The following is a 22740-nucleotide window of genomic DNA, read 5'->3' on the forward strand; positions in this document are numbered from 1 at the left end:
CCCTCTTCACAGGCAAACGCCCCAGCGGAACGCTTTGTGCACCCCATCTAAACCGCAACTCTGATATGTAACGTCAAACAGCATGAGCACGAAAGTCTTAAAAGAATAGCTTGAAAAGCCGCAATTCTATTCTTCAACGGGCCAGAACTCGCGGGAATAAAGACAGAGTTATGAGAAGGGGCGGCCAATTTCAAAGGTAGGGAAGAAAAACAATCACCGGCCTATAGCATCGCCAGCAACACAATTCCGATGGCGGTAACGGCGCACAACACCCAGCCACAGATATCGAAAAGTCCAACAGCCCGATTGATATCCGCCTCGCCCACGACAGACTGCCCTGCCCCGTTGATCATCGGTTCGCTGACCAGCACGCCGCCGTAAATCCGGGGGCCGGCCAGTCGTATATCGAGCGCACCGGCAAAGGCCGCCTCCGGCCACCCGGAATTGGGAGACCTGTGCAGCCCGCTATCGCGCGCCGCAACCGTTAGCGCACGCGCACCTGTCGCCAAACCCCAACGCAGCGTTGCAGCCGCAGCAATCGCGCCCGCTGACAAGCGTGCAGCGGGCCAATTGGCCACATCATCGAGCCTCGCCGATGCCCAGCCGAAATGCAGATAGGTCTCATTCTTGTGACCGATCATCGAATCGGCCGTGTTGAGCATTTTGTAGGCGACGAGGCCGGGCAAACCGAGTAGCGCATACCAGAGGGCCGGCGCCACCACGCCATCGGCAAAATTTTCTGCCAGACTTTCGATGGCAGCACGGCTGACACCCGCTTCATCGAGCGTATTGGGGTCGCGCCCAACGATCATCGACACAGCCTTTCGTCCACCCTCAAGCCCACCTTGGCGAAGGCCTTTGGCGACCGCATCGACATGATCGCGAAGGCTTTTATGGGCCAGCAAGACAGAAACGAGTACAGCCTCCAACGCAAATCCCGCTATGCCAAGCTGCCAGAACACGGCGTGCAGAAGCCAGCCGATGGTCAAGGCCAGCACAAGCAATGCGGCGATGGCAATCACGCCATTGCGTTTGCGCAAGGATGGCGCGCTGAGTGGCTTGTTGAGCCGGTGATCGAGAAACGCGATAGCCGCTCCGAACAGGACCACCGGATGCGGAATACGCGACCACAATTTCGGCGGATCGCCAATGATGCGGTCCAGCACGAGCGCAATGAGCAGGATCGCAAGCCGTATCATGACCGCATCGCTTTCCAGTTGGCGAGGGCTGAAGCCAAGCGATGATCCCCGTCCGCATCAGGGGCAAGGCCGAGACGCATCCACTTGGGCGCGTAGTCGAAAACCCGCGTCAGGATATGACACTGGCATAAATGGTCGTGAAGGCCCGCAGCATCGTCGAGCTCGACAAGAGAAAACAGCGCAGTCCCGCCCCGCACTCTCAATCCCGCTGCGTTTAAAACCGCATCCAGACCCCGATGCCGCTCCAACAGGCTCTTCCGTATAACGTCCGCTTCCCCCTGCATTAGCGAGGATGCGACAGAAAGTGCCGGTCCGGATACCGCCCATGGCCCAAGCCACGTTGAAAACTGCTCACGCAACGATGCCTCAGCGATGACAAAGCCAAGCCGCATCCCTGCCATGCCGAAGAATTTTCCAAATGATCGAAAGACAATGAGATTGGGAGAACGCTCCACGCGGGTTGCGACAGACACCTCGGGCGAACAATCGCAGAAAGCCTCATCGACCACCAGATAACTGCCCTGCGCGGCCAGGCGCTGCGCCAGCGCTTCGACTTCAGCCGATGAAAACACACGCCCATCCGGATTGTTCGGATTGACCAGCACCACCAACTGATGCTGTGGCCCAATGTCGTCCATCGAAGCGACGCCATCAACCTCGAAACCCGCCAGAGCAAAGGCGCGCGCATATTCCCCATAGGTCGGAGAAAAGATCGCTATACGCCGGGTTGGATCGGCCAGACGCGGCAGCACCTGGATCACCGATTGCGTGCCGGGAACGGCCAGCGGCAGGATAGTCCCACTGTGATAAAATACCCGCGCAGCCTCGCAAGCGGCCACGTCCAGCGAGCGATCCGGGAGCCGGTGCCACGTCCGTTCCTCAATTTCGGGGAGAACTGGCGGACAAGGATTGATACCCGTCGACAAATCCAGCCAGGCGGTCTCGCAGCCTCCATAGCGTGCTGCAGCGTCTGCGACGCCGCCGCCATGGCGAATAGGCGCGCTCACTGTTCCTCGCTGCGAATATCGACCAGATGCATGAACGAGCCGGCCACATTGCCGCGTTGCCGCCCCGCCTGTCCCAGATCCGCTCCAAGCGCATCCTCCACCTGGAACAAGGCATCACCCTCTCCCTCACTCACCACAGTGGCGTAGTGGAACTCGTGACCGTTCATGGGATCGGTGAAGAAAGATGAGCCGAGCGGCCTCATGTGGCGATAGCCGAGATGACGCTTGCGCGTTTCAAAACTGGTGACGACCGGCAGCATGCCGAGCATCTCATGCCGTACGCCGTCTGCATCGATCAGCCCCTCGCCCAGAACCATATAGCCGCCGCACTCTCCAAAGATACGCGCACCACGATCGCGCGCAGCAATCAGACCTGCACGGAAGTTTGAAGCCGCCGCGATCTCGCCAGCGTGCAATTCCGGATATCCACCCGGAAGATAAACCGCATCGGCATCATCCGCCGGAGCTTCGTCGGCCAAGGGCGAGAAGAAGCTGATCTCCGCGCCGCGCCGTTTCCAGCCGAACAGCATGTGTTCATAACAGAAGGCAAAGGCCACATCGCGCGCGACCGCGATCTTCTGCCCAAGCGGTGGAAGGCGCAGGATATTGGCGTCCGAAGGCTTGTCCGGAATATAGCGCGCCGCCCGCATCAACGCCTCAAGATCGCATTCGGCGGCAACCGCTGTCGCTGCATGCTCGATGAACGCATCGAGCTCGCCGTGCTCGCCAGCCTGCACGAGTCCCAGATGACGCTCTGGAATGGTCAGGGTATTGTCCGAACGCATCACAGCAAAGACGGGCATACGGATCTTGTCCATCGCCGACCGCAGCATGGCCTCGTGGCGGGCACTGCCGACTCGGTTGAGGATCACGCCGACGATTCGTGTATCGACCCGGAAATTGGCAAAACCACTCACCAGTGCGGCAATCGAATGCGACGCCTTGGCGCAATCGACCACAAGCACCACGGAAAGGCCGAGGATGGAAGCCAGTTCGGCCGCAGAACCGGACCCATCGGCAGCGCCATCAAACAGGCCCATCATGGCCTCGATCACCAGCGTCTTGCCGCCCGATGCATGAAGTGCCGCATTGGCAAGCAACAACTCCTTGCGCATGCCCCAGGGATCGAAATTGAAACAGGCTTCGCCGCTTGCGGCGGCATGGAAAGCCGTATCGATATAATCAGGACCGGCCTTGCCCGGCGCAATGGCATAACCCGCATTCCTCAGAGCGCGCAAAAGTCCGAGCGTCACAGTGGTCTTGCCCGATCCGGTGGATGGGGCAGAAATCATCAATCCGCTCATGCTCTGTCTCTTCTGGCAGCGTCTGTTAGAAAGGGATCGGGCGCCAATGTCTTGCCTGACAATGCGCCGAGCCAGTCGAGTGAAGGTCTGAGGCGCACGACCTCTCCCACCACGACAATGGCCGGCGGTGAAATTCCGGCTTCCGTCATCGCTTGCTCGGCCTCGCCAAGTGTGGTGACGAGCACGCGTTGCGCAGCCGTTGCCGCATCGCAGACAAAAGCCAGCGGCTCGTCTTTCGAGCGGCCGGCCGCCATCAACTGGCCGGTAATCGATCCGATATGCTTCATGGCCATGTACATGACGATCACCGGTGAGCCGCGTGCGATGGCGTCCCAATCGATGCGGTCCGGCACAAAACCGGACGAATCATGCCCGGTCAGAAAGGTGACCGCGTGATTGACTTCACGGTGGGTCACCGGAATGCCCGCATAACCAAGACCACCGATGCCAGCGGTAATGCCAGGCACGATGCGAAAGGCAATTCCGTGTTCGGCAAGGGTCAGGGCCTCTTCGCCGCCACGACCGAAAACAAACGGATCGCCGCCCTTCAATCGCAGTACACGCTGACCGGATCGCGCAAGCTCCACAAGGCGAAGAGAGATATCCCGCTGCTTGGCGGACGGTTTGCCGCCTCGTTTTCCAGCATATTCGATTGTCGCGCCAGAGCGGGCGAGCCGTAGACACTCGTCGTTGACCAGCGCGTCATGCACGATGACATCCGCTTCACCGAGCGCCTTTGCGGCAAGCAGGGTGAGCAGCCCCGGGTCGCCGGGGCCAGCGCCAGCGAGCCAGACATGCCCCGGCTCGAGCGATGGCAGGTTCCGGAAAGGAGTGTCGTTCATGGTCTTGCTCTATGCTGCGGCAGGCAAAATTGCAATCTCGCAAATCTCATCAGGCCCCGTCGGTTGGCGCCATGGTTTCCAAGGTGCTTCCGCCCGTCACAAGGCTGGCCTATAAGACCAGCATGAGCAAGGCCGCAGCGCAACCATCCGATGCCGATTCCGGCAAAAACCGTGACAAGCCCGAAGGGACCTTGCGCACCGGCTGGACGACGGGCGCCTGCGCAACCGCGGCCACCAAGGCGGCACTGTCTGCGCTGATCACCGGCACCTTTCCAGATCCCGTCTCGATCCGGCTCCCGCGCGGCGAGGAGCCCGCCTTCGCGCTGACGCAGGAAAGCCTCGAACACGACGTTGCTACGGCAGGCATCGTCAAGGATGCGGGCGATGATCCGGATGTGACCCATGGGCTCACCGTAATGGCGTCTGTCCGGTTTTCAGCCCCCGGAAGCGGTATCCGCTTTGTCGCCGGCGACGGCGTTGGAACAGTCACCAAGGCCGGCCTGCCTTTGCCCGTCGGTGAACCTGCCATAAACCCCGTACCCCGTGCCATGATCACGGCAGAAGTCGAGGCGCTGTGTACGGCACATCGCAGGCCCGCAGATGTCGAGGTAACCATCTCTATTCCGGGCGGAGCGACCGTTGCGCAACAGACATGGAACCCGCGGCTTGGCATCGTCGGCGGCCTCTCTGTGCTCGGCACAACCGGCGTCGTTCATCCCTTCTCGTGCGCAGCCTGGATCCACTCCATCCATCGTGGTGTAGACGTCGCCCGTGCCGAAGGTTTGACACATCTGCTCGGCGCGACAGGTTCGACCTCTGAGAAGGCTGGACAAGAACTTTACGGTCTTCCGGAAGGCGCGCTGATCGACATGGGCGATTTCGCCGGCGGGCTTTTGAAATATGTGCGCGCCCATCCCGTTGCGCGCCTCACCATTGCCGGCGGCTTCGCCAAGCTGACAAAGCTGGCACAAGGCGCCATGGATCTGCACTCGGCAAGAAGCCAGGTCGACATGGGGTTTCTGGAATCCCTGATTGTACCCGAGAGCCTCACTCACCCTTTGAAGGAGCAGATTCAAAATGCGAATACTGCCCTGGAAGTCCTTGAGCTGACTCGCGAAAACGGCATCGACCTCCCCCCGATCGTCGCCGCCCGGGCGCGGGATGCAGCCCTTGGCATTTTGCGCGGTGCCCCCGTCGAAATCGATATCGTCGTCACTGACCGGAAAGGCAAAATCATTGGCCGCGCCGGGTGAGACCATTCTGATATTGGGCGGCACAGCAGAAGCCCATGCACTGGCAAATACGCTGACGGCGTCTGGAGAGGCCCGCGTCATCACCTCGCTTGCCGGGCGCACCGCAGAGCCGGCGCTACCCTCTGGCGAGGTTCGTATCGGCGGCTTTGGCGGCGTGGATGGGCTGATCGCCTATTTGCGAGATCAGCGCATCACACGCGTCATTGACGCCACACATCCATTCGCGCGCCGCATATCAGAAAACGCAAGACTTGCCAGCAAGGCGGCCGGAGTGCCGCTCGAGCACGTGCAACGTCTGGAATGGCAACCCGAGAATGGCGATCTCTGGACACAGGTTGCATCTCTGGAGGAGGCTGCAAGCGCCCTGCCCGCCGGTGCCCGCGTCTTTCTCGCACTGGGACGGCAATATCTCAAAGCCTTCGAAAGCCGCCCGGATTGCCACTTCGTTATTCGAATGGTCGATCCGCCATTGGCACCGCTTGACCTGCCCTCACACGAGCTGGTGATCGGCAAGCCCTCACCCGACAAAGACACGGAAGGAGCGCTCTTTAAAGAGCATGGCATCACCCATCTGGTAGCCCGCAATTCAGGAGGTCGCGCCAGCTACGGCAAGATCGAAGCGGCACGCCGGCTCGCCATCCCGGTCATCCTTCTGTCTCGCCTGGACAACCCGCGCACTCCGTAGTCTCATCTCCACCCGTCATTGCCATCGAAGACCGGTGTTCTGCACCAATGCGGGACACGTCTGGCGTGTGCATTTACTGGAAATTTATATACATTAGAGAATTTGGATAGACGATATTCTCAATCCAGGCGGCTTGGCACATATTATCTCGGAAGCGAAATCTCTGGGGTAAGGGAGAAATGTCGCCATGAATGCTGGTTCAGGCGCAACCAAACGGCGGGCCGTGAAATTTTGGCGTGTTAAGTGCTCACCAGAGCTCCACCAGAAATGGAGCAGCGTCAAACTGGAGCGTGCTTGCAAAGACATTAACGCCCAGGCCGCATATGTGCCGAATGGGAACAGTCCATCCAGCGCATCAAAGGACGCGCACGCCTCGCCCCCGCACAAGCGGCGTTTGCGGAGTGTCTCCTAATGGAAGAGTTGGCGATGGCACTGCTACCGGCCGTCATTGCCGGTTGGCTCACCGGCATTCTGGTGCTGGAGGCCAATTTTGGCGCGCTTGGTGACATGATGATCGGCGTCATCGGCGGGCTGATTGCGATCTACATGCCCCCGCTGGCCGGAGTCCATCTGGTCGGCTATGTCGGCACGGTGATCACACCTGCCCTGTGCGCTGTCATCCTCTCACTCGTCTGCGGAACGCTGAGGAAACTTTAGTCTCACCAGCCTCCATAGTCCGCATTTAAAACGATCAGTCTTCCTTCACCGACACGATCGCATCATGAATGAGCTTCAGCACCGCAGGCGCGTCGATGCCGGTGCAGATTGTCTGGCTCGGCAGATTGTCCCATTCAGAAGGACCGAAACCGCGGCCGTCCGGTTTCTGAATCGTCTGACCGTCGGCAATACCACCGCAGACCACGCGAATGGTCCCTTTGCGGGTCTCAAACAATTCCGGCGCCACGACATAGACGCAGGCGCAGCTGTCATGCACCACCATGCCATCGGGAACCCGGCTCTGGTAAAACTGGATATAGAATTGCGAGAGATCAAACAGCAGGCGCGCGCGGCTTGAGCCCGCCGCGTCGCGTATATCAGCCAGCTGTCCATTGGTCATGACCGTCTGCATGGTCACGTCGAGACCGACAACGACAACCGGCCAGTCTGCGGTGAACACCACGTCGGCAGCTTCAGGATCGCCATGAATATTGGCCTCGGCAGCGGGCGTGACATTGCCGTTGACCTCAAAGGCACCGCCCATGATGACGACCTGCTTGACCAGCTTGGCAATCTCCGGCGCTTCCCTCAGCGCCAGCGCCAGATTGGTCATCCGACCGACAGCCACGAGCGTCACTTCACCGGGGTCGGCCTTGATCGCCTCTATGATGAAACGGTGGGCGAGCCTTGGATCGGCGTGAATGCCCACGTCATCCGGAACACCGATATTGCCCAGCCCATCATCGCCGTGAATATATTTTGGCGGTTCATGACTGACGCGATTGGGCAAAAAGGTTTCGCCGGCACCACGGACAACCGGCGCATCGATCTTCCATTCGCGCTTCAGATAGAGCGCGTTGCGGGTCGTGGTTTCGATCGTGGCATTGCCGAACACGGTGGTGATGCCCAGAAGATCGATCTGAGGGTGATGATGCAGAAAGAGCAAGGCCATCGCGTCGTCGACGCCGGGATCCGTATCGAAAATGACTTTATGCATGAGTGTCACCGATTAAATTACCTGTGTCCGGCCAGTGCCGTCAGATCGACTTACAGAAGCGCCACCGACCGTTCAAGCGACAAAAGCGCAGTGTGGCCTGTGCATCAATCGGCGAAACCGGATGCCGCAAACTCCGTGATCAACGCAGGATAGGAATCCGGCGGCGGGAAACGCTCGAAGCTGTGGACTGCCGGCGTCGTTGCCCAAGACAACTTTTCCGCCGTCTGGGACTCGATGAAGGGTATGAAGCTTCGGGCATTTTCGAACATTGTCGGACGGACATTGACGAACGGCCCCATTCGCTCCGCGCGGGTAAAAAGCCAGCTCAGGCAATGGGGGCAGCAATAATGATCCAGGTCGCCATGTAGGCCTCCGATAACGGGCTCGAGACCTGAGACCTCGAAATTCTCAAAGGGATAAAAGGCACTGAGCGAAAAGGCGCTTGCCGTCATCTTCTGACATCCCGTGCAGTGGCACGCCATCGTGAGCGCGGGCTTGCCTTTCAGCTTCATGCGCACCTGCCCACAACGACAAGAACCTTCGGTAACGCGCCCGTCTTCCTTCATGCCACTCTCCCCCACAATAATGAAACTCTCGCAGCACTATCACAAACCCGGAAGAGCCCTCAACCTGTCGAGAGCCCCCATGCATTGCAGCTAGAAATATGCCGTTCTTTGATGCGGCACCAACATAAGCCCTGACGGCGCTCAGGCGACGGTGATCCAGCGACGGGTCGCGGCAAAACCGAAGGTCAACAGGACGACGACACCGCAAGCCACCAGAAGACGGCGATCGAGATCGGTCTCGTAGGCCAGCACACCGCAAAAATAGAGTAACACGCCAAGAGCACCAAAACCTGCAAACATGCGGCCCCAGGGAGGCCGATGTCCGGCGATGAAGCCGAGCAACCACCGGCACAGCGGCAGCGCCGGCAGGCCCCACAACAGCAGATTGAAAGTCCATTGCCAGGGCGTACCGTCATCGATCACGTTGTAGCCCAAGGCCTGCTTGAGGACCGGCGGCAGACCGCTTGCCATGCGAAGCGCGATATAGCCGACAAACATCAGGCCTGTCGTGATGAGGCCGGCCGCCAAGGCTGCACAATAGATCAGAAAACTGCCAAATACTGTCCGGACAATCCTGCCACGCTGAGCGGCAGAGCCGCTTTCAGCCGTCACTGGCGACTTTCTTTTTCTTGCCGACATTCCTCAGCACATGAGAGAATCCGGAATTGTAGAGATCGCTGTCACGGAACTCGACCTCCCCGAACACCTTGCCCACCATGACCAAAGCGGTGCGGGTGATCTTCGCCTCGCGCACCGCGGCCTGCATGTCCTTCAACGAGGTGCGGATGAACAACTCGTCCGGCCAGGTCGCACGGTAGGCAATAACGACAGGGCAGTCCTCGCCGTAATAGGGTGTCAGCGTTTCGCGTATATGTGGCAGATTGCGGATCGACAGATGGATGGCAAGCGTTGCCCTGGACTTACCGAGTATCTCCAGCGTCTCGAATTCCGGCATCGACGATGCCTTCATGCCGGTTCGCGTGACAATCACCGTCTGGGCGATCTCGGGCAGGGTCAATTCTGTCTTCAGTCGCGCGGCGGTAGCGGCAAAGGCCGGCACTCCGGGCACCACGTCATAGGGAATATCCAGCGCATCGAGCCTGCGCATCTGTTCGGCTGTCGCCCCGTAGATCGAGGGGTCTCCGGAGTGCACCCGAGCGACATCCTCACCGCGATCATGGGCCGCGACCATATCGGCGATGATCTCGTCGAGATGCATGGGTGCTGTGTCCTTGACCAGCGCATCCTGGGGCGCTGCCTTGACGATCTCTTCAGGCACCAGAGAACCGGCATAAAGGCAGACCGGGCAGCGCTCGATCAGCCGCAAACCGCGCACCGTAATAAGATCCGGCGCGCCGGGACCGGCACCGATGAAATAGACAGTCATGGAGAACTCCTCAGACAACAAAGCGACAGACGACGCCGAAAGCATTGCCCCACCCGATGAGGGGCTCGAATACTGTGCGACACAATCACTCTGCCGCCCCCGTCATGCCGGTATCGGACTTTCCGGAATAACCGCGCGGGGTATAGACCCAGGTCTTGCCGTCACCGGTGGTTACCGTGCGGCTTTCCGACGAGCCGACCACAACCACGGTCAGCATGTCGACATCGTCAACGTCGAGTGCACCCAGCGGAACAGTGCGGACGAATTCGCCGGGCCGACCGAGATTGGTGGCCAGCACGACGGGCGTATCGAATGGCCTATAGTCGAGAAGTGTGTCGCGCGCCCAGGCAAGCTGGGTGCGGCGCTTCATCGACACCGGATTGTAAAAGGCGATGACGAAGTCACCCTCGCCAGCCGCTGTGACGCGGCGTTTGATATGTTCCCAGGGCGTCAGAAGGTCCGACAGCGATATCGTGCAGAAATCGTGTCCAAGTGGCGCACCGATCCGCGCTGCAGCACCCTGAAGGGCCGAAATACCCGGTGAATTCTGCACCTCGATCCGCCGGGCAGCCTCGGAAATGCCGCCCTTTTCGAAGAGTTCAAAAACCAGCGTCGCCATGGCATAAATGCCGGCATCGCCAGAACAAACGAGCGAAACGGTCTTGCCCTGCCCCGCCAGTTCCATGGCATGGACAACCCGGGCCTCTTCCTTGCCCAGATCGAAATCATGGCGGGTCTTGTCGCGGCCAAGCTCACCGAGCAGATCGAGATAAAGCGAGTAGCCGACGAGATCCGTGGACCGCGCCACCATCTGAGACACTTCCGGCGAACGCCAGCCATCTGAACCCGGACCGATGCCGACGACGTACAGCGTGCCACGGGCGCGGCCGGTGCTATGCGGATCGACGGGCTCGGTCGCGCGTGCAATCGCAGCGGTGGCGCCTCTGGACTTGATCTTCTCCACCACCAGCACACCCTTTGGACCGGCGGCCGCGAGCGCCGCGCCCTCAGCCACACCGTGGCACCCGACCTCGGCGAATACGATGGACGACGGGTTCTTCAACCGTGGCGCCTCCGCTTCCAGCGTTGCCGCATCGAAAAAGCGCGCCGGCACGCCGAAATGGCTGGCAACAGCATGGACCGCGGTCTCATCGGCCTTCAGATCGATCGAGCAGATGGCTGCAAGGCTCGCCCGTGCAAATCCGCCATCGGCAAGCGCCTTTTCAGCCAGCGCGATTGCTTCCTCGGCTGAAGCATGACGTTCGCAGCCAATACCAAGCACCAGTGTTTTCGGGTGGTAGATGAGTTCGAGCGGATCCCCGTTCCGGGCCTGGTCTGTCACTGTCAGCGTCACCTCGGCATCGTCCGCAAACGGGATGCGCGAGGACCTCAGCCAATTGGCACCGATTCCATCGGGATCGGACAGGCTCGCCGATGCACCGGCGACGAGCTCCGCCATCACGGCCTTGGCATTGTCCGGATTGGCCAGCACATAGCCTGCAGGCGGTGCATCCAGTGCAACGCCGAATCTCAGATCGCCAGCCGTCGTCACGGCAGCATGGCCGTCCAGCCCGTCGGCAATCAAGCGCGCCAGATCATTGGCACCATGGTGACCGCCCAGAAGCGGCACGATCGACTTGCCATCCTCGGAGAGTGCAATCACCGGCGGCTCGGTGCTCTTGTCTGCGAGAGCCGGTGCGAGAAGGCGGATCAACGCACCGGACGCCATGATGGCGATGATGGGACGGCCTGCGTGAAAGAGTTCACGCACATGCGCCTTGGTCTCTGGGAATACCAGGTCAGCGCCGCTGACCCGTGCCTCGGCGCCATGCACCTCACCGTCAATCAGCGCAGCAACCTGCGAGGCCAAAGGCAAGGCTCGCTGGGTCAGAATGAGAACGGCAGGTTTGTTCAAGTCGATCATGCGGTTTCCGTTTTGTCGGCGCCAAAGGCATAGGCCTCGGCACCCTTGTAGATCAGGATCATCGAGAAATAGGGGGCGGTATCCTCTGGCACGTCACCGAGCGGTATGACCCGCTCTTCTGCCAGAGACACGCGCTCGACATAGGCGGCGCGATCCGTGAGCCCCAATCGATCAATCAAGGCACGAATACGGGCGAAATGGCGGCCAACCTTGATGATGGCTACCGCATCAGCAGCCTCGATCCGTGCCATCAGCATTACATCTTCCAGCGGACCCGGCACCACCGAAAGCACATCGTTTCGCGCCGCAAGCGGTCGGCCAAAGGCGGATGCTCCGGCCATGATCGATGAGACGCCAGGCACAACCTCGGTCTCATATCGACCCGAAAGCCGCGAAAACAGATACATGAACGAGCCGTAGAAAAACGGGTCTCCCTCGCACAAGACGGCGACATTGGAGCCGGCATCCAGATGCCGCGACAATTCGCTGGCGGCAGCATCATAGATCTCCTGTGCCGGAAACCGCTCCACCCGCATCGGCACGACGATTGGTACCTCAAGCTGCGAGGCATCCAGATAAGAGGCGACGATCTGGCGCGCGAAACTCGGTCCCGTATCCGGGGCGGGATAGGCAATCACCGGCGTCGACGTGAGGATGCGATGGGCCTTCAGCGTGATCAATTCCGGATCGCCCGGCCCAAGGCCAAGCCCGTAGAGTTTGCCGCTCATGGACGCGCTCCAATCGCCGGACGGCAGAGAACAAGGCTGCCGATTGCAGCTCCTGCATTCTCGACCGACAACGCCACTGCCAAAGTCATCACCCGTTCCCCTTCATCGTCCACCAGATGGTCACAGGCATCAGGCCCTTCCAGCCGAGATATCGACCGACAGGTTCCGCGCGCGACACGGTCAAACGCGTCAACTCCCCGCCAAATTCGCTTTGCAGCTGGGCAAGCCTGGCCTCGCCCTCAACCGTCACGGCATTGGCGACGATGCGACCGCCCGGCGGGAGTGCGCGCCAGCAGGCGTCGAAGACCCCGTCGCCGGTTATGCCGCCACCGATAAAGATGACATCCGGCGTTTCCAACCGCTCCAGCGCGTGAGGCGCGCGACCTTCGACAATATCGAGATCGGGAAAACCGAGCTTTTCCGCATTCTCACGGATCATCGAAACGCGTTCCGGCTTGTCCTCGATCGCAATGGCCCGCGCGCCGTGACCGATCCGCATGAATTCCAGCGCCACGGTGCCGCAGCCAGCCCCCACATCCCAAAGCAGCGCTTCCGGAAATGGTTGCAAGAAAGATAAAGTGACGGCCCGTACTTCCCGCTTGGTGATCTGGCCATCATGAACGAAATCATCATCGGGCAGACCGGCGATTGGAGACACGAGCGGCGAGTCCGAAACGCAATCGATAGCCAGCGTATTAAACGCGGAAAATTCCGGCTGCTCGGCCAGCAGGTCACTCGCCGTCATGGTGGTAACCCGCTCGTCATCGCCACCCATATGTTCAAGCACGGTCAGCAATGAATTGCCGAAATCACGCTTCACCATCAAGGCCGCAGCGCCAATCACGGTTTCCGTTCCGGATGTCAGAGCCATAATGCGATGGCGCGGCATCAGATGCCGGTTGAGCTTGGCCAGCGGCCTGCCATGCAAAGAAATGCAGGTAACAGACTGCAACGGCCAACCCAGCCGCGAAGCCGCCAGAGAAAAGGCAGAGGGTGACGGCAATACCCGAATTTCTTCCGCCGGAACATAGCGCAGCAATGTCGCCCCGATGCCGTAATGCATGGGATCGCCGGTGGCCAACACCGTCACCGGCGTACCCCGCAGCTTCAACACTTCGGCCAGCGTATCGCGAAAACCACCGCTCCAGTTGAGGATGCGCTTCAAATCCGGTAACCGGCTGCCGTCGATCACAGCATCGAGCCGCTCTCCCAGCACCAGCGTCTCGGCCTGCCAGACAAGCGACTGCGCCTCCGGCGTCAGGCTTTTCAGCCCATTGTCGCCGATGCCGATGATGGTAAGCCATGGTTCGAGGATGACGTCAGACATTGGTTCCGAGACCTCCCCCAAGCGCATTGACGGCAGCAGAAGCCATGGCCGATCCGCCACGGCGCCCACGAACGGCAATGTATGGAATGCCACGACTGTCAGCGATCAACGCATCCTTGGATTCTGCGGCCCCGACAAAACCGACCGGAAAGCCGAGGATCAACGCCGGCTTCGGTGCGCCCGCGTCTATCCGCTCCAGAAGCCGAAACAGAGCGGTCGGCGCATTGCCAATGGCGACAACGGCACCGTCAAGATGCGCATCCCAAAGATCCACTTGGGCCGCAGAGCGGGTGTTTTCAATCTCGGCGGCCGTGGGGCGCGTGCGCGCGTCGTTCAAGAGGCAGAGCACCTGGTTTCCGGCCGGTAGAAGTCGCGTGATAATACCATGCCGCACCATCTCCGCATCGACGATCACGGAACCACCGGCTGCGAGAGCCGCCGCCCCTGCTTCGAACGCACCCTCCGAAAATGCGATGTCAGCGGCAAGATCCGTCATACCGCAGGCATGGATCAAACGGATGACCAGCGGCTGCATGACAACCGGAAAATCATCCAGAGCCACTTCACTACGGATCGTCTCGAAAGACTGTCGGTAGATCTCAGCCGGATCGCGAATGTAATCGAGGGATGTCACCGCCGCCGCCATTTCTATTTCTTCATCGATTTCGGCCCGAGTGGATGGTCCGCATGAGGGTATGGTGCATGATGATGGTCGTGACCATGAGAGTGCCCGTGGGAATGGTCGTGCTCATGTCCGTGAGCGTGGCTGTGACCGTGATCATGTCCATGGTGATGGCCGCAGCCGCAATCGGGGCCATGTTCATGGACCGCAGCCTTGCCGCTCGACGGTGCATCCATCACCGCCTGCAGGTCTCGATCGACGTCCCTATTCGCTAGACCGGCATATTTGCCACCGAGCGTGAACGACGCGGAATAGTCGAATGCAGGCTCAAGATCGTTCGGCGCGTCGTGACTATGCACCGGCGTCCAGGGCAGACCATGCGCCTTGCAGAATTCCGGATCGCGGCAAGAGGCATCGCAATCGCCCTTGCACGGACAGTCTTCCAGCCCGCCGCCAATGCCCTCGACATTGTGGTGATGGCTTTCCTGCGGCTGGCCGATATCGGCTTCGAAGCCGAGCACCTGCTCGCGATATTTGCACATTTGACAGTTCATCACGGCCGCACCCTCGAGGATCTCGCCGACGCGGTCCTGAAACGTGTCGAGCACCAGCGGATGATCGTTGAGATAGCTTGCCTTGACGAACTGGATATCGGGAAATCTGGCCGCAACCTCATCGGTATAGGAATAGATCCGCTTCACCAGAACGCCAGTAAACAGGAAATACGGAAAGACGATGATGCGCTTGTAGCCAAGTTTTGCGGCATGGGTCAGGCCCGGCTCCACCAGCGGAAAGGTCACACCCGAATAGCAGGTTTCGCCCCAACCGAAGCCAAGGCCTTCCCACAGCATGCGCATGACCTTGGTGGCATTGGAATTCGCATCCGGATCGGACGAACCGCGACCGACCACCATTAAAAGTGTGTCGTGCTTGTCAACGAAGCCGAACTCGGCATTGGCGCTCTCGACAGCCTCCTGAATGCGGTCGCCGGCGGCTCGGATCATTTTCAGGTCGATGCCAAGCTCGCGACCGTAATTGATGACCATGCCCGGATTTTGCGCTTGATAGGTATTGAGCACCGAGGGAATGTCGTTCTTGGCATGGCCCGCGGCAAACAACATGCCCGGAATGGCCAGCACGCGCGTCACACCCTCGGCCCGCAATTTGTCCAGACCCTCGGCGATCACCGGATTGCAGAATTCGAGATAGCCATATTCCACGGGCATATCGGGATTTCGGGCCTTCAGAGCCTCAGCGATCACCGCGAATTCGCGCGCTGCATTCTGATTGCGGCTGCCGTGTCCGCACACCATGATTCCGAGTTTTTCCGCCATGTCGTGGCCTCCTGCTTCGTATGCCGTTTCATGTACGAAGCGCCGGAACCACGCTCACACGCGGTTCTTTGGCCATTGGGACAGCTCCGGAATTGGCCCCCTGATTGGGTCAGCCGCACCGGACTATTTCCAGCCTGTCGAACAGGCGCCGTCGCACATGTCCGAGCTTTAGCGAAGCCGCGCGAATGGGTCAAACCCGTTTGCGCCATTCATGCCCATAATTGCGCGAACTGATGCTTTGCAACTCGCATTGACCTGCCCGGCAATAGTCCTATGGTGCTTTGATATTCACCGGAGAGAACACCATGAATCTCAGCCGCCCAACACAAATCGTATTTCTGATCTCGCTCGTCCTGGCAATCGTCGCCCTGCTGATGGTTTTCAACGTTCTGCATTTCGTTGGCATTCCCGCTTTTTGGCTGATGACCGCGGCATTCGGCCTGCTGTGCCTGGGCAACGTCGTCAAAGGTCTTTAGCGGCAAGCAGCATTCATCCTCGGCGCGTTTGCAAACGCTCGCCGGGGATGATCAATATCGCGCTTTATCCAGCAAACCTCCTGTGGCATAGGGCAGCTTAAAACGTGGCGGACGTTCCGCCTCTTAACGTCATAGATGCAGGCTTTTCCGTGCTGGAATTCTTCGATCTCACCGTGCTTTTGTTATTTGCGGCAGCACTTGCTGCGGGTTTTGTCGATTCCATTGCCGGCGGCGGCGGGCTGATTACCATTCCCGCCATGCTGATCGCCGGCATCCCGCCTTTGGAGACGCTTGGCACCAACAAGCTTCAGGGACAGTTCGGAGCAGCCTCGGCCACCATCGCCTATGCCCGCAAGGGCCATGTGGACCTCAAGGCGCAGCTGCCGATGGCGTTGGCCGCCACGATTGGCGGTGGAGTGGGCGCAGGGCTTGCCACAATCATGCCGGGCGACGTGCTGAAATTGCTGATGCCCTTCCTGCTGATCGCCGTGGCCGTCTATTTCGCCCTGAAACCGAATCTCTCCGACGTCGACAGCCACCGCCGCATGGCAGCCTTCGCCTTCGGCGTCACCGTCGTTCCGCTGATCGGGCTTTACGATGGCTTGTTCGGGCCGGGCACCGGGTCCTTCTTCATGTTGAGCTTTGTGTCACTGGCGGGCTTCGGCATGCTGAAAGCAACGGCCCACACCAAGCTCTTGAACCTCGGCTCCAATGTCGGTGCATTCATCGTCTTCATCTTCTCGGGCGCGATCCTTTGGAAAATCGGCCTGATCATGGGTGTCGGCCAGATCATCGGAGCCCAGATCGGCTCGCGCCTGGCCATGCGCAATGGCGCGCGGATCATCAAACCGCTTTTGATCCTGTCCTGTCTTGCCATGGCAATCAAACTTCTGTCTGATCCGGCCAACCCCGTTCGCGTCTGGCTCGGCGTTTAGAACAACGCACCGCCCCCGCCCAGGCAGCGAGCGACGGCCAGCAGAATTGCCAACTGCCAGCCGGGGCCATGTCTCCGTTAGAATTCGACGCCTATCTGGGCCTTGATGCCGGAGCGGAACGGATGCTTGATCAGTTCCATCTCGGTCACAAGATCGGCGATCTCGATCAACTCATCCTTGGCGTTGCGGCCGGTCAAGACGACATGGGTCATGTCGGGCTTTTCGGACGCCAGGAACTCCAGCACCTCAGCGAGATCGATATAGTCGTAGCGGATGGCGATGTTCACCTCGTCGAGCAGCACCATGGAATTGGCAGGGTCGCGGATCAGTTCCTTTGCCTTCTCCCAGGCGGCCTTGGCCATGGCAATGTCGCGGGCCTTGTCCTGTGTTTCCCAGGTAAAGCCTTCACCCATGGTGTGGAATTCGCAAAGATCCGAGAAATGCTTCAGGATCATATCCCGTTCGCCTGTTGACATCGCGCCCTTGATGAACTGCACCACAGCGCATTTCTTGCCATGGGCGATGTGACGGAAAATCATGCCGAAGGCGGCCGAGGACTTGCCCTTGCCCTTGCCGGTATGGACGATGATCAGGCCCTTCTCACCGGTCTTGGTCGCCATGATCTTGTCGCGGGCGGCCTTCTTCTTGGCCATCTTTTCCGCGTGACGCGCGAGATCGGCCTCGCCGGCCCCAGTGGTTTCCTCGGTCATGTCGTACTCCCCGTATCGTTGAATTCTTTTGCAAACCAGATGCGCTGCGGGGCGTCGCCGACCTTGGGCAAACGCCCAATTTCGCGATATCCCTCGCGCAGGTAGAAGCGCGGCGCCTGAAACTCGAATGTGTCGAGATAGATGCCGACGAGGCCCTCTCTGCGGGCGAGCGCTTCGGCTTCGGACAGCAGTCGGGCGCCGATGCCATGGCCTCGCGCCTCAGCCGATACCGCCAGGAGCTTGACGAAGAACCAGCGCTGCAGATGTGCGCCGAACAAGCCACCGAGCATGTTTCCCTCGGCGTTGACGGCGCGCAGTTGCACCTTTCGACCTTCGAAGGTGCGCCCTTGTGCCTCAGCGGCCTCGTCAAGAATGGCATCAACAGCCTTGGCCACGGCCTCATCGTCACTCTCGACGAGCTCGATGCGGATCCCGTTCGTCATGCGCCGCCCTCGCTCTTCGGCAAGTCGTCGACGATCGTCAACCAGTCGACGCGTTCGTCCCAGTGCCAGTGTTCGCGAATCGGGACGGATAGCCCGGCATCGAGGCTTGCGACATACAGATCAATATCGTCAGGTCGACGCTCAGTCTCAAAAGACATCGGCGATCCGCAAGTGCCGCAAAAGCCGCGGCGCACACCCGGTGAAGAGGCATAGAAGCTCAGGCTCTCACCACCGAGTTCCGTAGCCTCGCGCGACACGGTGAAGAATGTGGTGACCGGGGACGACGCGGCGCGCCGGCAGCTTTCGCAATGGCAATGGCCGGAGGTCCGCACGAGGCCAACTGTGCGGAAGCGCACGCCACCGCACAGGCAATGTCCGCTCAAAGCCATCGGTTTTCCAATGTGAACGTCAGGCATGTTGTTCTCCTTGAACCATCTCGCTCAGCGTGAACTTGGCCGAATTGCTCTTCGGCGTCCACAATCCACGGTCGATTGCCTCGATCAGGCGCTCGGCCAGCTCCTTCTGGGCCGGAGCATTCTTGTCGGCCATGAAATCGCGCACGCGTTCGTCGAGAATGAAGGCCTGGTATACGGCCTCGAAATGGTGATCTCGCACGGCGCCAGTGGTCGCAGCAAAGGCAAACATGTAGTCGACCGTCGCGGTGATCTCGAAGGCGCCCTTGTAGCCGTGGCGCATCACACCGGCGATCCATTTCGGATTGACGACGCGGGCGCGCACCACGCGACCGATCTCTTCCTCAAGGCTCCGGATCACCGGTTTTTCCGGACGGGAATGGTCGTTGTGATAGACCTTGGGCCGAGCTCCGGAAACATGCTCGACCGCCGCCGTCATGCCGCCCTCGAACTGGTAGTAATCATCGCTGTCGAGCAGGTCGTGCTCGCGATTGTCCTGATTTTGCACCACAGCCTGCACCGAACGCAGTCGCTCTTCGAACAAGCCTCGTTCAGCCTGGCCGTCTTCGCCTGCCCCGTAAGCATAACCACCCCAGACGAGATAGGCCTCGGCCAGATCCGCACGATTGTCCCAGCCCTTCTCATCGATCAAGGCCTGAAGACCTGCGCCATAGGCACCGGGTTTCGAACCGAAGACACGGTAGCCCGCCCGGCGCGCAGCTGCGGTCGCATCCAGCCCCTCGCTGAGCAGTCGCGCAGTCTCTGCCCTGACCCTGCCAGCGATCGGGCTGTCGGCCTCATCCTCGTCCAGAGCCGCCACCGCTCGCACGGCCTTGTCAAAGAGCGCGATCTGCTCCGGAAATGCATCGCGGAAAAACCCTGAAATTCTAAGGGTCACATCCACACGTGGTCGCCCAAGCAGAGCCTGCGGAATGATCTCGTAGCCGGTAACGCGGCGAGAGGCCATGTCCCACAACGGCTTCACCCCGATCAGCGCCAGAGCCTGGGCGATGTCATCGCCGCCGGTGCGCATATTGGATGTCCCCCAGGCCGTCAGGCCGAAGGAAAGCGGCCACTCTCCATGGTCCTGGACAAAGCGCTGGATCAGAAGCTCTGCGGATTTCTTGCCCAGTTCATAGGCCGCCGGCGTCGGCACCGCACGGCTATCGACGGAATAGAAGTTCCGACCGGTCGGCAGCACGTCCGGTCGCCCCCGCGTCGGTGCGCCGGAGGGACCGGGAGGCACGAATGTGCCAGCAAGGCCTTTCAGCAGGCCCTGGATTTCGGCGGGGCCGGAGGAGACGACGGCGGGCTTGAGACGGGTTTCGATCTCTGCCAGCACGGCTTGGGTTAGCGGCCAGCTTTCGGGGCAGATCAAATCACCGGAGACGAGCTTGGCGGCGAGCAATTCGATGCGCTCGACGGTGTCGCCGTGGGTGCGCCAGAAAGAGTCCGTGAGATCGGCGAGGATTGCGGGTTTCGCTCCGGTCCACGGATCGGACATGACGCAGTCGAGGGGGTCGAAAGTCGAAACCAAGTCCCCCTCTGGCCTGCCGGCCATCTCCCCCACAAGGGGGGCGACGACAAGCGGCACCCGCTCGACCGCCAAGGCAGACGCCGAATGCAGGAGCAGCTCCTCCCCCTTGTGTGGAGGGGTTGTGGAGGGTTTTTTCTGCAGCTTGAGATCCCCCGCAATGGCCCGCTGCAGGCTCGCATCCCCGCCCTCGCCCTGGCCGCGCGGCACACGGGCAAGCGCCACCACCAAATCCGTCAGCAGCCGCCCCTCCGGCGCCAGACCGAAGATGTGCAACCCGTCGCGGATCTGCATCTCCTTCAAGTCGCACAGATAGGCATCCAGCTTTTCAAGTGCCGTATCCTCCGCCTCACCTTTGGCGATACCGGCATCCTGATCGAGACCGATATCGGCGATCAGGTCGAGGATCTGCTTTTTCAACAACTTCAGGCGGCGCGGATCGCCGCCGGATGCCTCGTAATATTCATCGACCAGTGCCTCCAGGTCCTTCAGCGGACCATAGCTTTCTGCGCGTGTGAGCGGCGGTGTCAGGTGATCGATGATGACGGCACTTGTGCGGCGCTTGGCCTGGGTTCCTTCGCCGGGATCGTTGACGATGAAGGGATAGAGATGCGGCAAGGGGCCGAACACGGCTTCAGGATAGCACGCTTGCGACAGCGCCAGTGCCTTGCCCGGCAGCCATTCGAGATTGCCATGCTTGCCCATATGCACGATCGCATGCGCGCCATAGGCCTCCCGCAGATAGGCGTAAAACGCCAGATAACCGTGCGGCGGAACAAGATCCGGGGAGTGATAGGTTTCCTTGGGATCGATATTGTAACCGCGTGCCGGCTGGATACCCACCAGCACGTCGCCGAAGCGCGTCAACGGCAGCGCAAAGCGACCGTCGAGGAAGAACGGATCGCGCTCAGGCGCCCCCCAGCGCAAAGTGACCGCGTCTTGAATCGATATAGGAAGACTCTCGAAGAACGTCTTGTATCGACTCAACGAAAGCGTCTCGCGGATCTCACGACCATCATTGGCGGCATTGGTCGGCCCCGCCATCAGATGCTGCATCAGCGCATCGCCATCCGCGGGCAAATCGTCGACGGAATAGTCCTGTTCCTGCATCGCGCGCAGCACTTCCATCGTGCCAGCAGGCGTATCGAGACCCACACCATTGCCAAGCCGGCCATCGCGGTTTGGATAATTGGCCATGACGATCGCCACACGACGGTCCCTGGCGCAAGTTCGCCTCAACCGCGCCCAGTTGGCAGCAAGGCGCGCCACGAAGGCCGCGCGGTTGGTATCCGGCTGATGACTGACGATATTGGCTTCGACGGCTGCATCGAAGCGGGCTGCCGACTTGAACGAGATAGCCCGGGACAGCACTCGGCCATCGACCTCCGGCAGCGCCACATTCATCGCCAGATCTCGCGCCGATAGTCCCTGGCTGCTGTTCTCCCACCCCTCGCGCGACGAGGAGGAAAAGACCGCCTGCAGGACCACTGCACCCTGCTCGTCCAAAACGGTTGCCTTGCGCTCGGCGCCCGGCGCAGACACGGCAAACCCCGTGGCATTGATCACCACATCGGGTGTCACGGCGCCAAAGACCGAGCGGATGGTATCGGCGCAAACGGCATCCTTGAGGCTGGAGACGAACACCGGAAGCGCCCTGATACCCTCAACATCCAGCGCCTCCACCAAGGCAGCAACAGGCGCGGTGTCACCCGATTGGACAAGCGCGCGATAAAAGCAGATGGCAACGACGGGTGATGGAGCCAGATCGCCCTTATTGGTGGCAAGATCTGTCTCTCCACCGACGGACATGGCGCGCTGCAAAGTGCGCCATTCCTCAACACCGATCACGCCCCTGCGCGGATACCAGATACCAGCTTTCAACAAGGGGATCGCCGGTTCCGGCTTGTCGCCCTTGCCGATCAGCGCTGCGCAAAAGCGGATCAGGCTTTCGCTGTTATCCGCCCCGCCCTCGATCAGATAGGCCCACAGAGTGTCGAGTGCGTCAGCGTCTACCGTCGAGAAACTCTCCAGTCCCTGATCCGGCTTGTCATCGCCCGGAAGCACCGCGATTGCAGCGCCTGTGCGGCGTGCGACAGCATGCAGCGCCTCCAGCGCATAATGGAAGTAACCGGCACCTCCCAACGCCCTGACGACGATCAGCTTTGCGTGCCGCGCAGTGCGCTCGATATAGGCGTCGACCGACATCGGATGCTTGAGGCTCGAAAGGCTTGCGACCCTCAGCGAAAACGCAGGGGCCACCATGCGGTAGGCAGCCGCGATGGCGGCAAGCTCGGTATCGGCGGCAGACAGGAACAACACATCGCCCGGCGTCTGTCCCAGATCGATGGCCTCGTCACTGTCGGCAATCGTGCCTTTCTGGGCGAGCAGAAGGTGCAT

22 protein-coding genes are annotated in these 22740 nt (G+C 60.4%); 5 read left to right on the plus strand and 17 right to left on the minus strand.

Translation table 11 applies throughout. The features are described from left to right. Positions 1 to 221: 221 nt before the first annotated feature. From cbiB to cobA, 4 genes are read right to left on the minus strand one after another with little or no spacing between them, the layout of a single operon-like run. Positions 222 to 1199 carry an adenosylcobinamide-phosphate synthase CbiB gene (gene cbiB, locus ACQQ2Q_RS09920; RefSeq protein WP_428186910.1) on the minus strand — a complete coding sequence of 326 codons (978 nt, stop codon included), beginning with the start codon at positions 1197 to 1199 and terminating at the stop codon, positions 222 to 224. Next, complete coding sequence (cobD, locus tag ACQQ2Q_RS09925; RefSeq protein ID WP_428186911.1) at positions 1196 to 2206, minus strand: threonine-phosphate decarboxylase CobD; 1011 nt, start codon at positions 2204 to 2206, stop codon at positions 1196 to 1198. Before cobD ends, cbiB begins: the two co-directional genes overlap by 4 nt. Beyond that, positions 2203 to 3510: a cobyrinate a,c-diamide synthase gene (locus tag ACQQ2Q_RS09930; protein WP_428186912.1), complete on the minus strand. Its 1308-nt coding sequence runs from the start codon at positions 3508 to 3510 to the stop codon at positions 2203 to 2205. The genes cobD and ACQQ2Q_RS09930 overlap by 4 nt, the downstream gene beginning before the upstream one ends. Continuing rightward, on the minus strand, positions 3507 to 4352 hold the full coding sequence (cobA, locus tag ACQQ2Q_RS09935; protein ID WP_428186913.1) for a uroporphyrinogen-III C-methyltransferase: 846 nt from the start codon (positions 4350 to 4352) through the stop codon (positions 3507 to 3509). Before cobA ends, ACQQ2Q_RS09930 begins: the two co-directional genes overlap by 4 nt. A gap of 122 nt (positions 4353 to 4474) precedes the next feature. On the opposite strand from cobA, the gene ACQQ2Q_RS09940 reads away from it, so the two are divergent. The 3 genes from ACQQ2Q_RS09940 (at position 4475) to ACQQ2Q_RS09950 (ending at position 6947) form a co-directional block, all read left to right on the plus strand. Beyond that, the gene (locus ACQQ2Q_RS09940) at positions 4475 to 5605 is read left to right on the plus strand and encodes a cobalt-precorrin-5B (C(1))-methyltransferase (RefSeq protein ID WP_428187481.1); all 1131 of its coding nucleotides are present in this window, start codon (positions 4475 to 4477) and stop codon (positions 5603 to 5605) included. Further along, positions 5589 to 6290, plus strand: coding sequence for a cobalt-precorrin-6A reductase (locus tag ACQQ2Q_RS09945; RefSeq protein WP_428186914.1), 702 nt, complete (start codon positions 5589 to 5591; stop codon positions 6288 to 6290). The genes ACQQ2Q_RS09940 and ACQQ2Q_RS09945 overlap by 17 nt, the downstream gene beginning before the upstream one ends. Positions 6291 to 6716: 426 nt before the next feature. After that, positions 6717 to 6947: a GlsB/YeaQ/YmgE family stress response membrane protein gene (locus ACQQ2Q_RS09950; protein WP_428186915.1), complete on the plus strand. Its 231-nt coding sequence runs from the start codon at positions 6717 to 6719 to the stop codon at positions 6945 to 6947. 34 nt (positions 6948 to 6981) lie between these two features. Here the strand turns inward: ACQQ2Q_RS09950 and ACQQ2Q_RS09955 are convergent, their stop codons facing one another. From ACQQ2Q_RS09955 to ACQQ2Q_RS09995, 9 genes are all read right to left on the minus strand, one after another. After that, positions 6982 to 7944 carry a nucleoside hydrolase gene (locus tag ACQQ2Q_RS09955; protein ID WP_428186916.1) on the minus strand — a complete coding sequence of 321 codons (963 nt, stop codon included), beginning with the start codon at positions 7942 to 7944 and terminating at the stop codon, positions 6982 to 6984. Positions 7945 to 8048: 104 nt separating this feature from the next. Further along, positions 8049 to 8510 carry a GFA family protein gene (locus tag ACQQ2Q_RS09960; RefSeq protein ID WP_428186917.1) on the minus strand — a complete coding sequence of 154 codons (462 nt, stop codon included), beginning with the start codon at positions 8508 to 8510 and terminating at the stop codon, positions 8049 to 8051. Between the two features lie 141 nt (positions 8511 to 8651). After that, entirely contained in the window at positions 8652 to 9122 is a 471-nt protein-coding gene (locus ACQQ2Q_RS09965; RefSeq protein WP_428186918.1) for a hypothetical protein, read from the minus strand. Beyond that, positions 9112 to 9897: a precorrin-4 C(11)-methyltransferase gene (gene cobM, locus ACQQ2Q_RS09970; protein WP_428186919.1), complete on the minus strand. Its 786-nt coding sequence runs from the start codon at positions 9895 to 9897 to the stop codon at positions 9112 to 9114. The genes ACQQ2Q_RS09965 and cobM overlap by 11 nt, the downstream gene beginning before the upstream one ends. 85 nt (positions 9898 to 9982) lie before the next feature. Then, positions 9983 to 11821 carry a precorrin-3B C(17)-methyltransferase gene (gene cobJ / locus ACQQ2Q_RS09975; protein ID WP_428186920.1) on the minus strand — a complete coding sequence of 613 codons (1839 nt, stop codon included), beginning with the start codon at positions 11819 to 11821 and terminating at the stop codon, positions 9983 to 9985. Beyond that, positions 11818 to 12549 (minus strand): precorrin-2 C(20)-methyltransferase, encoded by a 732-nt coding sequence (gene cobI, locus ACQQ2Q_RS09980; RefSeq protein ID WP_428186921.1) that lies wholly within the window; start codon positions 12547 to 12549, stop codon positions 11818 to 11820. The genes cobJ and cobI overlap by 4 nt, the downstream gene beginning before the upstream one ends. Before the next feature lie 88 nt (positions 12550 to 12637). Continuing rightward, positions 12638 to 13876, minus strand: coding sequence for a precorrin-6y C5,15-methyltransferase (decarboxylating) subunit CbiE (cbiE, locus tag ACQQ2Q_RS09985; RefSeq protein ID WP_428186922.1), 1239 nt, complete (start codon positions 13874 to 13876; stop codon positions 12638 to 12640). Continuing rightward, positions 13869 to 14522 carry a precorrin-8X methylmutase gene (locus tag ACQQ2Q_RS09990; protein ID WP_428186923.1) on the minus strand — a complete coding sequence of 218 codons (654 nt, stop codon included), beginning with the start codon at positions 14520 to 14522 and terminating at the stop codon, positions 13869 to 13871. The genes cbiE and ACQQ2Q_RS09990 overlap by 8 nt, the downstream gene beginning before the upstream one ends. A gap of 2 nt (positions 14523 to 14524) precedes the next feature. Then, a complete protein-coding gene (locus ACQQ2Q_RS09995) occupies positions 14525 to 15832 on the minus strand; it encodes a sirohydrochlorin chelatase (RefSeq protein ID WP_428186924.1) in 1308 nt (435 codons plus the stop codon). Between the two features lie 305 nt (positions 15833 to 16137). On the opposite strand from ACQQ2Q_RS09995, the gene ACQQ2Q_RS10000 reads away from it, so the two are divergent. Further along, entirely contained in the window at positions 16138 to 16308 is a 171-nt protein-coding gene (locus ACQQ2Q_RS10000; protein WP_428186925.1) for a hypothetical protein, read from the plus strand. A gap of 149 nt (positions 16309 to 16457) precedes the next feature. Further along, entirely contained in the window at positions 16458 to 17243 is a 786-nt protein-coding gene (locus ACQQ2Q_RS10005; RefSeq protein ID WP_428187482.1) for a TSUP family transporter, read from the plus strand. Positions 17244 to 17320: 77 nt separating this feature from the next. On the opposite strand, the gene cobO is transcribed toward ACQQ2Q_RS10005, so the two are convergent. The 4 genes from cobO to cobN are packed head-to-tail and all read right to left on the minus strand — an operon-like array spanning position 17321 to position 22740. Further along, a complete protein-coding gene (gene cobO / locus ACQQ2Q_RS10010) occupies positions 17321 to 17953 on the minus strand; it encodes a cob(I)yrinic acid a,c-diamide adenosyltransferase (RefSeq protein WP_428186926.1) in 633 nt (210 codons plus the stop codon). After that, positions 17950 to 18396 (minus strand): GNAT family N-acetyltransferase, encoded by a 447-nt coding sequence (locus tag ACQQ2Q_RS10015; RefSeq protein WP_428186927.1) that lies wholly within the window; start codon positions 18394 to 18396, stop codon positions 17950 to 17952. Before ACQQ2Q_RS10015 ends, cobO begins: the two co-directional genes overlap by 4 nt. After that, positions 18393 to 18812: a GFA family protein gene (locus ACQQ2Q_RS10020; protein WP_428186928.1), complete on the minus strand. Its 420-nt coding sequence runs from the start codon at positions 18810 to 18812 to the stop codon at positions 18393 to 18395. The genes ACQQ2Q_RS10015 and ACQQ2Q_RS10020 overlap by 4 nt, the downstream gene beginning before the upstream one ends. Further along, entirely contained in the window at positions 18805 to 22740 is a 3936-nt protein-coding gene (gene cobN, locus ACQQ2Q_RS10025) for a cobaltochelatase subunit CobN (protein ID WP_428186929.1), read from the minus strand. The genes ACQQ2Q_RS10020 and cobN overlap by 8 nt, the downstream gene beginning before the upstream one ends.

The organism is Agrobacterium sp. ES01, from assembly GCF_050320885.1.
Taxonomy (GTDB): domain Bacteria; phylum Pseudomonadota; class Alphaproteobacteria; order Rhizobiales; family Rhizobiaceae; genus Allorhizobium.

What these genes read in the sequence shown, in the direction of transcription:
- ACQQ2Q_RS09940 (WP_428187481.1), top strand. Translation starts at nt 4,475, where the DNA reads ATGAGCAAGGCCGCAGCGCAACCATCCGATGCCGATTCCGGCAAAAAC.
- cobN (WP_428186929.1), bottom strand. Translation starts at nt 22,740, where the DNA reads ATGCACCTTCTGCTCGCCCAGAAAGGCACGATTGCCGACAGTGACGAG.
- cbiE (WP_428186922.1), bottom strand. Translation starts at nt 13,876, where the DNA reads ATGTCTGACGTCATCCTCGAACCATGGCTTACCATCATCGGCATCGGC.
- ACQQ2Q_RS09995 (WP_428186924.1), bottom strand. Translation starts at nt 15,832, where the DNA reads ATGGCGGAAAAACTCGGAATCATGGTGTGCGGACACGGCAGCCGCAAT.
- ACQQ2Q_RS10020 (WP_428186928.1), bottom strand. Translation starts at nt 18,812, where the DNA reads ATGCCTGACGTTCACATTGGAAAACCGATGGCTTTGAGCGGACATTGC.
- cbiB (WP_428186910.1), bottom strand. Translation starts at nt 1,199, where the DNA reads ATGATACGGCTTGCGATCCTGCTCATTGCGCTCGTGCTGGACCGCATC.
- ACQQ2Q_RS09930 (WP_428186912.1), bottom strand. Translation starts at nt 3,510, where the DNA reads ATGAGCGGATTGATGATTTCTGCCCCATCCACCGGATCGGGCAAGACC.
- cobJ (WP_428186920.1), bottom strand. Translation starts at nt 11,821, where the DNA reads ATGATCGACTTGAACAAACCTGCCGTTCTCATTCTGACCCAGCGAGCC.
- ACQQ2Q_RS09960 (WP_428186917.1), bottom strand. Translation starts at nt 8,510, where the DNA reads ATGAAGGAAGACGGGCGCGTTACCGAAGGTTCTTGTCGTTGTGGGCAG.
- cobO (WP_428186926.1), bottom strand. Translation starts at nt 17,953, where the DNA reads ATGACCGAGGAAACCACTGGGGCCGGCGAGGCCGATCTCGCGCGTCAC.
- ACQQ2Q_RS09955 (WP_428186916.1), bottom strand. Translation starts at nt 7,944, where the DNA reads ATGCATAAAGTCATTTTCGATACGGATCCCGGCGTCGACGACGCGATG.
- cobI (WP_428186921.1), bottom strand. Translation starts at nt 12,549, where the DNA reads ATGAGCGGCAAACTCTACGGGCTTGGCCTTGGGCCGGGCGATCCGGAA.
- ACQQ2Q_RS09990 (WP_428186923.1), bottom strand. Translation starts at nt 14,522, where the DNA reads ATGGCGGCGGCGGTGACATCCCTCGATTACATTCGCGATCCGGCTGAG.
- cobM (WP_428186919.1), bottom strand. Translation starts at nt 9,897, where the DNA reads ATGACTGTCTATTTCATCGGTGCCGGTCCCGGCGCGCCGGATCTTATT.
- cobA (WP_428186913.1), bottom strand. Translation starts at nt 4,352, where the DNA reads ATGAACGACACTCCTTTCCGGAACCTGCCATCGCTCGAGCCGGGGCAT.
- ACQQ2Q_RS09950 (WP_428186915.1), top strand. Translation starts at nt 6,717, where the DNA reads ATGGCACTGCTACCGGCCGTCATTGCCGGTTGGCTCACCGGCATTCTG.
- ACQQ2Q_RS10015 (WP_428186927.1), bottom strand. Translation starts at nt 18,396, where the DNA reads ATGACGAACGGGATCCGCATCGAGCTCGTCGAGAGTGACGATGAGGCC.
- ACQQ2Q_RS10000 (WP_428186925.1), top strand. Translation starts at nt 16,138, where the DNA reads ATGAATCTCAGCCGCCCAACACAAATCGTATTTCTGATCTCGCTCGTC.